Raw genomic sequence first — 15,012 nt, 5'->3', positions numbered from 1 at the left:
GAATTGCGGGCTGCCGAGGAGGAACGGGCCGTTGAGCAGGCGCTCGCTCTGGTCGTGCGCCGGTCGCCGGGCGAGGCCTGGTCCACAGGGCGATCTCACTCTGCGGTTCAGTCCCACCTCGCCGGCCGGCCTCGGCCGGCGGACGAGCCCCACCGCGCGGACTCCCGATCGTCGGAGCAGCCGTGTTCCCCGGATCGATCCCGCGCACCGGGTCGGCCGCATTTCATGAACCCGCCCCGGCCCGCTGAGGAGGGTGCGGACGCAGCTGCGGTCCCGCCCCCGGACCAGAGCGCCGACCGGCCCGGCGGACGTGAGCGGCACAGCCCGGCGACGCCCTGGCAAACGGCCCGCGCCCTGGCCGCACGTTCGGGCCGCGACGTCCCCGTCCACGCCCGGCGGATCCCCCTCGATCAGGCAGTCGGACGCGTACTGGCCGAGCCGCTCGTGGCACTCACCGACCTGCCGTCCTTCGACACCTCCGCCATGGATGGCTGGGTCGTCACCGGGCCGGGGCCGTGGACCATCCGCGAGTTCGACGAACCCGGGGGCAAAGAGGGAGCCGGGAACAGAGAGGGGGCCGACGACAGGGCGGAAGTCCGGGGCAAGGAGGGAGCCCGGGACGCGAGTGCCGGCTCGCGCCCCAGCCAGGGTCTCGGCATCCTCGCCGGACACGGCGCCCCCGCCGTACTCCCCGACGGGGATGCCGTACGGATCGCCACCGGCGCGCGCATCCCGGCGGACGCCAACGCCGTGATCCGCAGCGAACACGCTCACGTGGACGAGGCCAAAGGGCTGCTTCACGCGAAAGACCAGGTGCTCCCCGGGCAGGACATCAGGCCTCGTGGCCAGGAATGCCGTTCTGGAGATCAACTCCTTCCCGCCGGAACCCTGGTGACGCCCGCTGTCCTCGGTCTGGCCGCCGCTGCCGGGTACGACGAGTTGCTCGCTGTCACCCGCCCTCGTGTCGAGGTCCTCGTCCTCGGTGACGAACTGCTGACCAGCGGCCTGCCGCACGACGGGCTGATCCGTGACGCGCTCGGCCCGATGATCGGCCCCTGGCTGTCCGCGCTGGGCGCCGAGGTCTCCGCGCCGCGGCGCCTCGGCGACGACGTGAACGCCCTCCGGCGGGCTCTCACCACGTCCGGTGCCGATCTGTTCATCACCACCGGCGGCACGGCATCGGGACCTGTCGACCACGTCCACCCGGTCCTTGCCGAGATCGGAGCCGAGTTGCTGGTCGACGGAGTTGCCGTCCGCCCCGGCCATCCGATGCTGCTGGCCCGACTCAGGACGAAGGACTCCGACGCGGGCCCGTATCTCGTCGGGCTGCCCGGCAACCCCCTGGCCGCCGTATCCGGGCTCCTCACGCTTGCCGAACCGCTGCTCCGTGGGCTGACGGGACGGGCACTGGAGACATCGCACCGGGTCGTCGTGCGCGACGAGGTGCACGGGCATCCGCACGACACCCGTCTGGTGCCCGTCGTCCACCGAGCGGGCAGGGCGGGTGCCGGCGTCGGCGGCTTCGGCAGCATGGGAAGCGGCAGCGGCGCCGAGCATGTCGTGCCGCTGCATTACAACGGTCCGGCGATGCTCCGGGGGGTTGCTGCGGCGGACGGGCTGGCCGTCGTGCCACCCGGCGGGGTACGGTCCGGCACCGAGGTGGAGATCCTCGACCTACCGTGGGCCTCGGCGACGCCGTGGACGGAAGGGTGTTTCACGTGAAACTTCCCGGTCACGACGCGATGGCCAGGCGTGCCGACGAGTACGTCGCGCCCACGCGGGTGCTGCTCCCGCGCAGGGTCGTCGACGGGCCGGCGCGTCAGGTGGCCAAGCGACTGTTGATGGCCTTGATGGTGCTCGCCGTCACCGTGCTGATCGTCTGGCTCGACCGCGGCGGATATCACGACGCCGCAGACAACAACGTCGACCTGCTGGACGCGGTGTACTACGCGACGGTCACCCTCTCCACCACCGGCTACGGCGACATCACCCCGTACGGGGATGTCGCCAGGCTCACCAATGTGCTGCTCATCACACCGCTGCGGGTGCTCTTCCTGATCATCCTGGTCGGCACCACTCTTGAGGTCCTTACGGAACGGACCCGCGAGGACTTTCGGCTGAAGCGTTGGAGAACCAACTTGCGTGACCACACCGTTGTCGTCGGCTTCGGCACGAAGGGACGTTCGGCCATCCAAACCCTGCGCGCCACCGGCCTGAAGAAGGAACAGATCGTCATCGTCGACCCGGCGACCAAGGTGATCGAGATCGCCAACGCCGAGGGGTTCGTGGGAGTGGTCGGCGATGCGACCCGCAGCGAGGTGCTGTTGCGGGCCGAGCTCCAGAAGGCACGGCAGATCATCATCGCCACTCAGCGCGATGACACGGCGGTGCTGGTGGCTCTGACGGCGCGACAGCTCAACCGCGGCGCGAAGATCGTCGCCGCGGTGCGCGAGGAGGAGAACGCTCCATTGCTGCGGCAGTCCGGCGCGGACGCCGTGATCACCAGCGCCAGCGCGGCGGGCCGACTGCTCGGCCTCTCCGTTCTCAGCCCCAGCGCGGGCACGGTGATGGAGGACCTGATCCAGCAGGGCAGCGGTCTCGATCTCGTCGAGCGGCCGGTGATAAAGGCCGAGGTGGGCAAGAACGTCCGGGAGACCGGCGATCTCGTGGTCAGCGTGCTGCGGGGGCATCGGCTGATCGGCTACGACGACCCGGCGGCCAGCCCACTGCAGTTGACGGACCGTTTGATCACCATCGTGCGCGCCTCGAACGAGCCGCCGGTGAGCAACCCGGTCACGGGGGGCCCGCTCCCGTAGCGGTGTCGCTCCGGAGTGGATCGCCTCCGTCGGCGCGGGCCTCCATGAAGGGGGCTCCCGGCGTCCCGGCGTCCCGACGCCCAGACGCCCCGGTCATGGCCGTTCCAGCCACGGCCGCCCGGCCAGCCGCCGGTCAGCGCCGGCCGCCCGGCCCGCCGCTGCCTCCTGGCCCACCGCCGTGACACCGTCGTCCGGCCCGCGTCACGGAGTAGCCTCGCCGCCATGTATGCGATCACGATCCCCGAACCCGGTGGCCCCGAGGCGCTCGTGTGGGCCGAGGTGCCCGATCCGGTAGCCGGCGAGGGCGAGGTCCTCATCGATGTCGTGTCCAGCGCGGTCAACCGCGCCGACGTGCTGCAGCGGCAGGGTTTCTACAACCCGCCGCCCGGCGCGTCCCCGTACCCGGGCCTGGAGTGCGCGGGCCACATCTCGGCGGTCGGGCCCGGTGTCACCGGCTGGTCGGTCGGCGACGAGGTGTGTGCGCTGCTCGCCGGTGGCGGTTACGCGGAGAAGGTCGCCGTACCCGCCGGACAGCTGTTGCCCGTACCTGCCGGTGTCGGCCTGGCCTCGGCCGCCGCGCTGCCCGAGGTGACGGCCACCGTCTGGTCGAACGTGTTCATGGTGGCTCACCTTCGCCCCGGCGAGACCCTGTTGGTGCACGGGGGGTCCAGCGGCATCGGCACCATGGCGATCCAGCTCGCCAAGGCCGTGGGCGCACAGGTCGCGGTGACCGCCGGTGGCCCGATGAAGCTGGAGCGCTGCGCGGAACTCGGCGCCGACATCCTGATCGACTACCGGGAACAGGACTTCGTCGAGGAGCTGCGCAAGGCGACGGACGGGGTCGGCGCGGATGTCATCCTCGACATCGTCGGCGCGAAGTACCTGGACCGGAACGTGAAGGCGCTCGCCGTCAACGGCCGGCTGGCCATCATCGGCCTCCAGGGCGGCGCCAAGGGCGAGCTGAATCTGAGCGCCCTGCTGAACAAGCGGGCCGCCATCACCGCGACCTCGCTGCGCGGTCGCCCGCTCGTCGAGAAGGCCGCCATCGTTGCCGCCGTGCGCGAGCACGTCTGGCCATTGATCGCCGACGGCGTGGTCCGGCCGATCGTGGACCGTACGCTGCCGATGGCCGACGCCGCCGAGGCCCACCGGGTGCTGGAGTCCAGCGCGCACATCGGAAAGGTGCTTCTGCAGACCCCCGCGGGCTGACGCGCCGCCTCCCCGCTCCACACCCCCGAGCCACACGCTCCACGCCACATCCCCGCCCGTGCCTCCCGCATCGTGCGGGAAAAGGCCCGGTGCACAGGTCGTCGACCATGTGCGCCGGGCCCAGGGCCTCTCGTCGGATCATGCCGGGCTCGCGTGCCCCGGTGCCGCGCCTCGCCGCGTTGTCGTCGGTCGCCATGGCGCCGCCATGGCTCCCTCCTCCGCCTTGCGACGTACGGACTGGCTAGAGATACGGGCCGGTCCTGATGGCCCCGTGCTGGTCCCCGCTGCCGTCCTCGTCCTCGTGACCGCTCCCCGGCGGAAGGGCGCGCCGCATCTGCTCCAGCTGTGCCCGCGCCGCCATCTGCTGGGCGAACAACGCCGTCTGGATGCCGTGGAAGAGGCCCTCCAGCCAGCCCACCAACTGGGCCTGCGCGATCCGGAGTTCCGCCTCGGACGGCACCGACTCCTCGGTGAACGGCAGGGAGAGCCGCTCCAGCTCCTCCACCAGTTCCGGCGCGAGGCCGTCCTCCAGCTCCTTCACGGAACTCGCGTGGATCTCCTTGAGCCTGACCCGGCTCGCTTCGTCGAGAGGAGCCGCCCTGACCTCCTCCAGGAGCTGCTTGATCATGCTGCCGATGCGCATGACCTTCGCGGGCTGTTCGACCATCTCCGTCACCGGGACCTCACGCGATTCGTCGTCAGTGCCACCGCCGCCGATCGCCATGCCGTCCTGCCCCACCACCAGGACTTGAGGGTGCTCCTGCGACCGTTCATTCCTCGGCATCTCCATGGCGTCATTGTCTCGCACACCTGCCGTACAACACGGTGGTGCCCCCGCAAACGCTTGATCCACCGTGCGCAGGGGCACCGAATCAGCCGGTCAGGCCACTCACCGCACCACCCGCGCGCTCATCCGGCCCGCCGTGCCACCACCACGCGCGACCGTGTGAACGCCGCCGCGAGCACCCCGGCCAGCAGCGGAACGCACACGACGAGCAGACCGATGGTCGCCCAGGGCAGCACGATCGGCGTGTACGCCGACTGTGTGGGGTCGATCCGCATCGCCTTCAGGGCTTCCCGCAGGTCGACGAGGCGCAGCGCCACCGCGGGCACCAGGCCGGCCAGTGTGCCGAGCACCACACCTGTGAGCGCCACCACCAGGCACTGGAAGCCGGACAGCTTCCGCCGGACGCCCGGAGGCGCGCCCACCGCGCTGAGGGTGTTGAGATCGGCCTCCGCGTCCGCCTTGGCGAGGCCCGTCGTGATCGCGGCCGCGCCCAGCGTCACCACGCCGGCGAACAGGGACAGGATCAGCAGTACGGTGTTGTCCTGCTGGCCGAGGCCGTATTCGGACTGCACCCAGATGCCGCCGCCGGCCTGCTCGATGGCATCGGAGACGCGCTGGTCCTCGGCGTTCGTCGGGGCATGGGCGACGGCATACGCGCTTCCGGCCGCCCTGGTGTGCAGGCCGAGCCGCTCCGCGGTCCGCTCCGGAAGGATCATGCGGATTCCGGGGGTGGACGCGTACTTCGCGGGAGCCACGTACACCTTCAGCTTGTCCACGGTGGTCCGCGCCTTGCCCGGATGCTGCTTCCCGTACGTCTTGTCCTTCTCGCTGTACTGGTGGACCGCCTTGACGGTCACCTCGCCGTTCTCCGCGTACACCGGGTTGAGCAGCACCGGGGTGCCCGCTGCCAGCGCCTTGGCGGCCGCGGGGTCGTCGAGCTTCACGTACGTGTCGAGCAGGGCCGCGTCCGCGACGACGATGTTGCTCTCATCGGTGCTGAAGAGACCCGACGCCATCACGTCGGTGAGGCAGGCGGGGGACCGCATCAGCTTTTTGTGCTCGTCGGCGGAGAGCCGCGCGGCGAGTTCCTTGGCTCCCTTGCGGGTGAGCGGGCAGCTGTGGGCCTTGCCGGTGGGCCTGACCAGTTCCAGCGAGCCGCAGTGGTTCTCCTCGTAGTGGTTGCAGTCACTGCCTGCCCAGACCCGCTGGAAGTCCGCGTGCCCGCTGGTGACGGCCATGTTCCGTTCCACCGCCGTCCGTGCCGGCAGGAGGCGCTCGGCCGCCTTCTCGTCGAAGGACGAGACGACGATCGTCCCCTTGGTGAGCGAAGGGATGTAGTTGTACTCGAGCTCGGCGGAATGGCTGGACGTATACGTGGCGACGGCCACCGAACCCGCGACCGCCGCCATCACCGCGGCGACGGCGGGAGCGGTACGACCACGGTTGCGGGCCGCGTCGCGCAGCGCCATCCGGGGCCCGAGAGGCAACCTCCGGCCGAGCCGCCCGAGGAGGCCGACGATCACCGGGATGCAGCCGAGCAGCCCGAGTTCGGCGACCATCGAGCCCGCGACGACGAGTGTCGCGTTCCCGCTGGTGCCGCCGTAGAGGGCGATCGCGGCACCGAACGCCAGCACGCAGGCGCCCAGGACGGGCAGCACGCGCGAGGAGCGACGGACGCCCCGGCGGCCGGTCAGCGACTCCAGCACGGACTGCCGGCTCGCCACGATCGCCGGGGCGAACGCCGCCAACAAGCCGGTGATCAGGCCGATCGCGGCGATGACCAGCAACTCCAGCGGCGCGATCGTCAGAGAGCCGAACCGGTGTCCGGCCCAGTTCTCGATCATGGGCTGGAAAGCCGCGGTGAGTCCGAGGCCGAGCACGACACCCGTCACCGCTCCGATGCCACCGAGCACCAGACCGCCACCGAGCACCACGGCCCTGACATGACGTTTGTCTCCGCCGCAGGTGCCGAGGAGGCCGAGCTGACGGCGGGAACGGCGTGCACCGACGGCGAAGGCAGGCCCGGCGAGCAGCACGATCTCCAGGACCGCCATGGCGATCACGGTGACGAGTGCCGTGCTGAGCTCTCCGGAGCCTCCGTCGGCGAACCGTGGGTTCCGGGCCATCAGCGGGACCTCGGAGTCCGGCGGCGGGTCGAGGGCGACCTGCCGGGACGTGACGAGCACGCCCGCCTTATTGGCCTCCAGGACGTGCGGCCAGGTCACACCCACCCCTGCGGGGCCTTTGACCAGCCAGTCCGTGGACCCGGCGTTCGGCGGAAGCACCTTCTTGTCGTGGTCGGCCCTGTCCTGCCACGGCGCGATGACCGCACCGGGCTCGGCGTAGAGCGCCTCGGTCTTCAGATCGCTGGGCAGCTCGACCGCGCCGGTGATGGTGTACGTCCGGCCGGAGTTGCGCACGGTGGTGGTCGAGCCGACGTGCAGCCCGGTCGCCTCCAGGAACGGCTCGGTGGCGGCCATCTCGTCCTTGCCGTGCGGGTAGGCGCCGCGCACGAGGTCGATCTTGCCGCGCGCCATCGCGTCCGACGTCCGGAACTCGACGATGTCGGTGTTCGTGACGCCGTACCGGGTGGTGACGCTCGCCGGGACGGACTGGACGCTGATCGCCCGCGAGCCCTTGGGGAATATCGTCCTGATGTCGAGCGGGTCGCCGTTCTCCACGGGCGGTGCGTCGTCCACGCCCATGTAGATGTTCCTCACCGCCCCATCGGGGAGCTGCTCGATGGGCCCGATCATCTCGTCGCTGAACAGCGCGTCGGCGGAGCCCATTTCGCTGGTCAGCTTCTCGGCGATGGACGGATTCTCGCTGCGGTACGTCACATCGAGGGCCGTGACGCCGAGTACCGGTATCGCGATCATCGCGACCACCAGTGCGCTGCGGCCCTTGGCGCGCATCGCGTCGCGCCTGGCCATGCGGAGGGAGGCGCGCCAGCCCGTGAAGACGCTCACTCGGCGCCCTCGGCGGCCAGCAGCGAGTCGGCGTCGGCGGTGAGCGTCTGGTCGACGAGCGATCCGTCCCGGAGGAAGACGACCCGGTCCGCCCAGGCCGCGTACCGCGGCTCGTGCGTCACCATGACTCCGGCCGCGCCCTGGTCACAGCGCTTGCGCAGCAGCGCGAGCACGGCCTCGCCGGTCTCCGAGTCGAGCGCCCCGGTCGGTTCGTCGGCGAGCACGAGGCGCCGGTCCCCCACGAGCGCGCGGGCGATGGCGACGCGCTGCTGCTGGCCGCCGGACATCTCGTCCGGGAACCGGTCGGCGATCTCCAGGAGCCTCATCTCCTCCAGCGCCGCGCGCGCCTCCTTGCGCGCCGCGCGCACGGAGACGCCGTCGAGCTCGCGCGGCAGGGCGATGTTCTCGGCGGCGGTGAGCGCCGGGATCAGGTTGTAGTCCTGGAAGACGTAGCCGATGCTGCGGCGGCGCAGGGCGGCGACGCCCTTGCGGCCGAGGCCGGAGATGTCCTGGCCCTCGATGACGACCTGGCCGCTGGTCGCGGTGTCGAGACCGCCCGCGATGGTCAGCAAGGTGGACTTGCCGGAGCCGGAGGGGCCCATCACGGCGACCAGTTCACCGGTGCGCACGGAGAGGTCGATGCCGCGCAGGGCGTGCACCTCGGCGATGCCGGTGCCGTGGGTGCGGGTGAGTGCTCGGAGTTCGAGCACCGGTGTGTCCGCGGCCGGCGGTGAGCCGGACGCGGACCGGGACGGGGCGCGCGAGGACATGGTGGTGGTTCCCCCTTGGAACGAGTTGTGGGGCCGACGGACCGAGTTGTGGGGCCGACATCGGGGCGCCGAGGCGGTCCGTGGTCGGCACAAGGCGCGTACGCGGTGGTCCGTCGTGGTGCCGGAAGCCGGGATGCGTACGCGCGGTGGTGTGTGGTCAGCGCCGGCCGCGCGGGCGGGCGGCGGGGGCAGGAGTGCGGACGGCCGGGGCGCGCCCGGTCGCGCGTACCTCGGGCTCCGGCTCCGTGGCGGCGGCCTCGGCGAGACGGACCAGCCGGGACTCGCAGTGGTCCAGCCAGCGGGCCTCGGCCTCCGCCTGGAAGATCAGCTGTTCGAGCACGAGCAGCCAGGCGACCTCGTCGCGGTTGGCCGGGGCATCGGTGAGCGCCTGCGCCTTCAGGCGGGTGTAGTCCTGCATCGCCTTCACGGTGTGGCGGCGCTGGGACTGGATGACGGCGCGGAGGTCCACACCGGGCGCGCCGACCGCCATGGCGAGCTTGATGGCCAGCTCGTCGCGCGGTGGACTGCTGCGGTCGACGGGCGTCTCGAACCAGCTCCGCAGTTCGGTACGGCCGTCGTCGGTGATGGCGTAGAGGGCGTGCCCCTGGTCGTCCTCGTCGTCCTGGACGACCAGGCCGTCGCGCTCCAGCCGGCTCAGTGTCGTGTACACCTGGCCGACGTTGAGCGGCCAGGTGGAGCCGGTGCGCGACTCGAATTCGGTACGGAGCTGGGAGCCGTATCTGGGTCCCCGCTCCAGCAGGGCCAGCAGCCCGTGACGGATCGACATACTGAGTATGTATACCGAGTATGTTGGTGGGCGCAAGTCGCGGCCGGAGCGTGTGGGCGCTGCTGGGGAGGGTGCGGGGCGTCTCAGTTCGAGCGGCGCATACGGAGTGCCAGGAAGCCGAGCCCCAGTCCTATCAGTGCGATTCCGGCACCCAGCGACACGTGCCGGACCTGTCGCACGACGGGGCCGTCGAGGGCCTGGGGCGCGAGCCGACCGGCTGCGGGGGATGTGTCCGCCGCCGGTGTCACGCCGGGCGCCGGCCCCGGATCGCTCGCCGCAGGGCGTGTGTCGGTCCCGTCGGCGGAACTGTCCGCGTGTGCGAGGCCCCACGGAGCGAGCGGCCGTCCGGGGCGCGGTCTTCCTTCCCCGGCCTCGCGCCCGGCGAGCGGGGGCTGGGCGTCGGGGGGTGCCGACCCTTCGGCGGCCGAGGCGCTGGGGGAGGCGGAGGCGGGGGCGGACGGATCGGCGGGGGCGGACGGGGAAGGGGGGCGAGAAGGGGAGGGGGAGGACGCCGGGGTTGCGGGGGCGGCCGAGGTGTCATCCGTGGATATCGCCGAGGGTTCGGCCGAAGGGGTGGTGGAGGGGGCCGCCGAAGCGTCGGCTGACGGTTCGACACCGGCGGGCGTGGGGCGGGTGGAAGGTGCGTTTGGTGCGGCCGGGGGCGGCGTCACCGAGGCGCCGACCGCTCCGGGCGCCCCGTCGGGTGCGCGCTGTTGGGCGTGCGCCTCGACCGTGGCGGCCCCCAGCGCGGCGCCCGCCGAGAATATGAGACCGACCACGCACCTCGTGGACCGTGAAGGGAGAAGTCCTGGAGCCATGAGGGCAGCGTCACATGTGACGATATGTCCGGCATCTTGGGCATATCGCGCCCCTGGGCTCGCCATACTCTCCCTGGGCTCGCACCGGCCCCGGAGAGCCGCGCCTCCGCGCGTGCGCCCGCTCAGGCCGGGTCGCCCGTCGCGACGCGCAGCTCGAAGTGGGCGCCCGTCTTGTCGACGGCCGTTCCGGAGGTCGGGAACTGGTCGATGACCTGGTCCTCCGCGTACGCGTTCCCCGGCACCTTGATCTTCTTGACGGTCCAGCCCGCCGCATCCGCGCAGGCCTTCGCGGAGAGGAAGTCCTTGTACAGGAACTTCGGCGCGTCCACCTTCTCCGGGTCGTCCGAGTCCTCCAAGGCGTCCGTGCAGTCCTCGGTCTTCATCGTCCGGTTCCGCTCCGGATCCTTGTGCTCGCTCGCGGCCGGCGACTCGTTCGCGGAGGAGCCGCCCGAAGGCGGGTCCCCCTTCAGCGAGAGAACCGTGATCAGGCCGCCGACCGCGATCAGCGCGACCACGATCGAGCCGACGATCACCGGCATGTTCCGCTTGGAGCCGCCGCCGGAGCCGCCATGCGTCTGTGTCTGGGGCTGGACCGTGTACGGCGGCGGGGTCTGCTGCTGCATCGGCGACATAGGCGACATCGGCGCCTGGCCCTGGTACGCCGGAGCCGACTGCGGATATCCGTACGACGGAGCCGGTGTGGGGGCCGGGGTCGGCGCACCGTACGGCCCCGACCGGTACGGGCCCGGCTGGTACGGCGTCTGGACGTTCTGCGGCGCCGAGGTGGACTGGTCGACCGGCGGGAAGACCGCCGAGCCGACACCCGAACCGTTGTTCGACGGTGCGCCGCCACCTGCGACGATCGCCGGGGCGCCGGTCTGCCCGCCCGCGCTCAGCACGCGCGCGATCTCGTCCTGCATCGCCGCGGCGCTGGGGAAGCGCTCGTTCGGGTTCTTCCTCAGCGCGCGGGCCACGAGCGCGTCCATCGCCGGGGTGATCGACCGGTTGATGGCGGAGGGCGCGACCGGCTCCTCCTGGACATGCGCGTACGCGATGGCGAGCGGCGAGTCCGCGTCGAACGGGATGCGCCCGGTCAGCAGCTGGAACAGCATGATGCCGACCGAGTACAGGTCGGAGCGCGCGTCCACCCCGCGGCCCAGGGCCTGCTCGGGGGAGAGGTACTGCGGGGTGCCGACGACCATGCCGGTCTGCGTCATCGACGTGACGCCCGACTGCATGGCGCGGGCGATGCCGAAGTCCATGACCTTCACGACGCCGCGTTTGGTCACCATCACGTTGCCGGGCTTGATGTCGCGGTGGACCAGACCCATCTCGTGGCTGGTGTCCAATGCGGCCAGCACGTCGGCCGTCACCTTGAGCGCCTTGTCGGCCGGCATCGCGCCGTAGCTCTGGATGTCCGCCTGGAGCACCGAGCCGAGCGGCTGCCCCTCGACGTACTCCATGACGATGTACGGCATCAGCGCGCCGCCGAGCTCGTCCTCACCGGTGTCGAAGACCGAGACGATGTTGGTGTGCTGCAGCTTGGCGACGGCCTGCGCCTCGCGCCGGAACCGCTCGCGGAAGGACTGTTCGCGTCCCAGCTCCGTGTGCAGCGTCTTGATCGCGACCTGGCGGTCCAGTGCGGAGTCGTACGCCAGGTATACGGATGCCATCCCGCCTTCGCCGAGCAGGTCGCGCAGCTGGTATCGGCCGCCGGCGACCGAACCGCCGGCATAGCGCCCCTGAGCGCCGTGTGCGCCGTCCTGGCTCATGACTTGCTTCCCCCTCGGCGCGCGACTGACGCGATGATCCCTATTACGCGCCAAGTCTGCCCGAGGGGTACGACACGTCAAGCCAGGTGCCCGTTCCGTGACCCTACGCACAAGAAGCGTCTCGGAAGCGTTACAGGAAGCGCATGGAATTTGCGCGCGCGGCACGCCGGCCGGTTGGATGGCCCGTCCCTCTCGGAAACGGTGTGTCCGGCAGAGGCTGTAGCGTGACGTGGCAATGCAGCTAGACACCGTGAGAACCCGCGGACGCGCGGACAGATACGACGGCGAGGACTGATGGCACCCGATTCCGAAGCAAACGGCGGCGGAGTTTCGGATGGCACCGACTCCTGGGGCATCGGCGGCGTCGTCGGTGACGGGCGCTACCGGATGACCCACCGGCTCGGCCGGGGCGGCATGGCGGAGGTCTTCGCGGCCGAGGACGTCAGGCTGGGACGGACAGTCGCGGTCAAGCTCCTGCGTTCCGATCTCGCCGAGGACCCGGTCTCCAAGGCCCGGTTCACGCGCGAGGCACAGTCGGTCGCCGGCCTCAACCACCACGCGATCGTCGCCGTGTACGACTCCGGCGAGGACGTCGTGGGCGGCCAGACCGTCCCCTACATCGTGATGGAGCTCGTCGAGGGCCGCACCATCCGCGATCTGCTGCTCAATGCCGAGGCCCCGCCGCCCGAGCAGGCGTTGATCATCGTCTCGGGCGTGCTGGAAGCCCTCGCGTACTCGCACCAGCACGGCATCGTGCACCGTGACATCAAGCCCGCCAACGTGATCATCACGGACTCGGGTGCGGTCAAGGTGATGGACTTCGGCATCGCCCGTGCGCTGCACGGCGCGCAGTCGACGATGACGCAGACCGGCATGGTCATGGGCACGCCGCAGTACCTCTCCCCGGAGCAGGCGCTGGGCAAGGCCGTCGACCACCGCTCCGACCTCTATGCCACCGGCTGTCTGCTGTACGAACTCCTGGCGCTGCGGCCCCCGTTCACGGGTGAGACGCCGCTCTCCGTCGTGTACCAGCATGTGCAGGACATTCCGGTTCCGCCGTCCGACGTGCTGGAGGCGGCTCCGCCGGAGCTGGACGGGCTGGTCATGCGCTCGCTCGCGAAGGATCCGGACGACCGGTTCCAGAGCGCCGAGGAGATGCGCGGGCTCGTCCAGTACAGCCTGCAGATGCTTCAGGTGCAGGGTGGCCACACGGGTACGTGGAACACCGGCCCCGTAGCGATGCACGAAGGCGGACACACCCCGCCCATGGGCGTCGCCGGGGGCACGATGGCGATGGGACACCCGCAGTACGGGGACACCTCGCAGGGCCCGATCCTGCCGCCGATGAACCCGGACGACGGTGGTTACGAGGGCGGACAGCAGGGCGGCGGCGGCCGGGGCAAGCTGTGGCTCTTCGTCGTACTCGCGCTGATCGCGATCGGGGCCGGCGTCGCCATGGCCGTCAACGCGGCGAGCGGCGACGACGGCGGGCACAAGAAGAAGCCCACAGAGACGTCCAGCTCGTCGTCGTCGCCCGAGAGTTCGCCCTCACCGAGCGACCGGCAGAGCGACGAGCAGAGTCGGCAGCCGGAGAACTCCACCGGCAACCAGCAGAACACGCCGCCGCGGCACTCCTACTCCCCGTCGTACACCCCGAGCCAGCCCGTCGAGCCGCCGCCGACCGAGCCGTCCACACCGGTCACGGGCGGCACGACCGACGGAGGTACGGGCACGACCGACGGAGGTTCCGGTACGACCGACGGTGGTACGGGCACGACCGACGGCGGCACCGGTACGACCGACGGCGGCACCGGGACCCCCGGCGGCACGGGTACGGCCGACGGCGGTGCCGGTGGCGAGGCCGCCGGTACCACCACCGGCACGTCCGCAGGGACCGGCAACGTGGCGGGCACCTCCCCGTAACCGGCGTTCCGTGCCCTGTGCGGTGGCCCGCACAGGGCGGGCTCACTCACCCCGTGAACGCCTCGCACACCGCCTGGTACTCGCGCGTCCACCAGACCGCCAGGGCCGACACCGCAGGGAACTGCGGGTCGGCCCTTCGGTCGTCCAGGCAGTAGCGCCAGCGCAGTATCCAGAAGTCGTTGAGCCGTTCCCACCACACCCGGTGCACCGCCGCGGCGAGTTCCCCCGCCCCCGCCCCGGCCGCCCGCCGGTAGGCCCCCGCGTACGCCCGTACCTTCTCCAGCTCCAGCTTCCCGGCCGGCTGGACGAAGAAGATCACCGCGGCCCGTACCGCCTCCTCCGCGCGCGGCTGGACGCCGAGCCGGTCCCAGTCGAGGATCGCGACCGGGTCCGTGCCCCGGTAGAGGACGTTCAGCGGGTGGAAGTCGCCGTGCACCCAGCCGGTGGCCGGGATGTCGGGGGTGGGAGGCCTGCGGCCGGCGTGCTGTTCCAGCAGGGTGCGCCGTTCCAGGAGGCGGTGTTCGGCCAGCTCGTCGAAGGAGTCCCGGGGGCGGCGCCCGCGTGCGGCCGCCAGCAGGTCCTCGATCAGCGCGAAGGTGTCGACGGGGTCGGCGCTCCGGTGTCCGCCGGGCCGCCCGGCAGGCCCCGAGCCCGTCTCCATGACCTGTTCGAGGCCGGTGTGCACGGCCCCGAGCAGTGCTCCGAGCCGCTGCGACTGGGCGGTGGTGAGCTGGGCGCCGACCCGGTGCAGCCCGTCCACCCAGGGGTGCAGGGCGTAGCACCGGCCACCGATCTCCGTGACCGTGCCGCCCTCGGTGTCCTCCAGGGGCGGGGCGACGGGCACGCCGAGTGACTGCAGCCGCTGGGTGGCGCGGTGCTGGCGGACGATCGTGGCGCGGTCGCCGGTGGAGTCGTCGAGGTGGTGCTTGAGGAAGTACGAGCCGCGGGTGGTGGAGACGCGGTAGCCGTGGTTGAGCAAACCCTGGGTCACGGGCTTGCAGGTGAGGGGCGTACCGGCGTCCGGATAGCGGCGCAGCACCTCGTCCACCGGAGGAACGGGCGGCCGGGACACGGAGGAGCGGGGCACGGATGAGCGCAGCACCTCGCCGGCCGGTGGAGCAGACGGAAGGGTTACAGATGAGCGCGGCACTCACCAGATGT

Annotated in this window: 11 protein-coding genes; 4 read left to right on the top strand and 7 right to left on the bottom strand. The window is 71.3% G+C overall.

Translation table 11 applies throughout. The annotated features are described in order from the left end of the window. Positions 1-225 precede the first annotated feature (225 nt). The 3 genes from ACF1B9_RS09025 to ACF1B9_RS09015 all read left to right on the top strand — a co-directional run bounded on the left by ACF1B9_RS09025 (position 226) and on the right by ACF1B9_RS09015 (position 4,025). Complete coding sequence (locus ACF1B9_RS09025) at positions 226-1,722, top strand: molybdopterin molybdotransferase MoeA (RefSeq protein WP_391741357.1); 1,497 nt, start codon at positions 226-228, stop codon at positions 1,720-1,722. Further along, the gene (locus ACF1B9_RS09020; RefSeq protein ID WP_391741358.1) at positions 1,680-2,816 is read left to right on the top strand and encodes a potassium channel family protein; all 1,137 of its coding nucleotides are present in this window, start codon (positions 1,680-1,682) and stop codon (positions 2,814-2,816) included. The genes ACF1B9_RS09025 and ACF1B9_RS09020 overlap by 43 nt, the downstream gene beginning before the upstream one ends. A 222-nt stretch (positions 2,817-3,038) precedes the next feature. Beyond that, complete coding sequence (locus ACF1B9_RS09015) at positions 3,039-4,025, top strand: NAD(P)H-quinone oxidoreductase (protein WP_391741360.1); 987 nt, start codon at positions 3,039-3,041, stop codon at positions 4,023-4,025. Positions 4,026-4,266: 241 nt separating this feature from the next. Here the strand turns inward: ACF1B9_RS09015 and ACF1B9_RS09010 are convergent, their stop codons facing one another. From ACF1B9_RS09010 to ACF1B9_RS08985, 6 genes are all read right to left on the bottom strand, one after another. After that, positions 4,267-4,815, bottom strand: a complete 549-nt coding sequence (locus ACF1B9_RS09010; RefSeq protein WP_351071932.1) for a bacterial proteasome activator family protein — start codon at positions 4,813-4,815, stop codon at positions 4,267-4,269. Positions 4,816-4,934: 119 nt separating this feature from the next. Further along, entirely contained in the window at positions 4,935-7,781 is a 2,847-nt protein-coding gene (locus ACF1B9_RS09005; protein WP_391741361.1) for an FtsX-like permease family protein, read from the bottom strand. Continuing rightward, positions 7,778-8,551, bottom strand: coding sequence for an ABC transporter ATP-binding protein (locus ACF1B9_RS09000; protein WP_391741362.1), 774 nt, complete (start codon positions 8,549-8,551; stop codon positions 7,778-7,780). Before ACF1B9_RS09000 ends, ACF1B9_RS09005 begins: the two co-directional genes overlap by 4 nt. A 157-nt stretch (positions 8,552-8,708) precedes the next feature. Beyond that, positions 8,709-9,338, bottom strand: a complete 630-nt coding sequence (locus ACF1B9_RS08995) for a PadR family transcriptional regulator (RefSeq protein ID WP_391741363.1) — start codon at positions 9,336-9,338, stop codon at positions 8,709-8,711. An 83-nt stretch (positions 9,339-9,421) separates the two neighbouring features. Next, positions 9,422-10,117, bottom strand: coding sequence for a hypothetical protein (locus tag ACF1B9_RS08990; RefSeq protein WP_391741364.1), 696 nt, complete (start codon positions 10,115-10,117; stop codon positions 9,422-9,424). 161 nt (positions 10,118-10,278) lie between these two features. Continuing rightward, positions 10,279-11,928, bottom strand: a complete 1,650-nt coding sequence (locus ACF1B9_RS08985; RefSeq protein WP_391741366.1) for a protein kinase — start codon at positions 11,926-11,928, stop codon at positions 10,279-10,281. Positions 11,929-12,222: 294 nt separating this feature from the next. Between ACF1B9_RS08985 and ACF1B9_RS08980 the strand changes: the two genes are divergently transcribed. Beyond that, positions 12,223-13,851, top strand: coding sequence for a protein kinase (locus tag ACF1B9_RS08980; RefSeq protein WP_391741368.1), 1,629 nt, complete (start codon positions 12,223-12,225; stop codon positions 13,849-13,851). Positions 13,852-13,897: 46 nt separating this feature from the next. Here ACF1B9_RS08980 and ACF1B9_RS08975 read toward each other — a convergent pair whose 3' ends face one another. Next, positions 13,898-14,890 (bottom strand): phosphotransferase, encoded by a 993-nt coding sequence (locus ACF1B9_RS08975; RefSeq protein ID WP_391741522.1) that lies wholly within the window; start codon positions 14,888-14,890, stop codon positions 13,898-13,900. Between the last annotated feature and the right edge of the window lie 122 nt (positions 14,891-15,012).

The organism is Streptomyces sp. NPDC014727, assembly GCF_043083485.1.
Lineage (GTDB): Bacteria > Actinomycetota > Actinomycetes > Streptomycetales > Streptomycetaceae > Streptomyces.
The sequence above is the reverse complement of the archived record's forward strand: the minus strand, read 5'-3'. Positions and strand labels throughout refer to the sequence as shown.

Coding starts and splice junctions, on each gene's coding strand:
- ACF1B9_RS09025 (WP_391741357.1), top strand. CDS start 226: ATGAACCCGCCCCGGCCCGCTGAGGAGGGTGCGGACGCAGCTGCGGTC.
- ACF1B9_RS09015 (WP_391741360.1), top strand. CDS start 3,039: ATGTATGCGATCACGATCCCCGAACCCGGTGGCCCCGAGGCGCTCGTG.
- ACF1B9_RS09010 (WP_351071932.1), bottom strand. CDS start 4,815: ATGGAGATGCCGAGGAATGAACGGTCGCAGGAGCACCCTCAAGTCCTG.
- ACF1B9_RS09000 (WP_391741362.1), bottom strand. CDS start 8,551: ATGTCCTCGCGCGCCCCGTCCCGGTCCGCGTCCGGCTCACCGCCGGCC.
- ACF1B9_RS08995 (WP_391741363.1), bottom strand. CDS start 9,338: ATGTCGATCCGTCACGGGCTGCTGGCCCTGCTGGAGCGGGGACCCAGA.
- ACF1B9_RS08985 (WP_391741366.1), bottom strand. CDS start 11,928: ATGAGCCAGGACGGCGCACACGGCGCTCAGGGGCGCTATGCCGGCGGT.
- ACF1B9_RS08980 (WP_391741368.1), top strand. CDS start 12,223: ATGGCACCCGATTCCGAAGCAAACGGCGGCGGAGTTTCGGATGGCACC.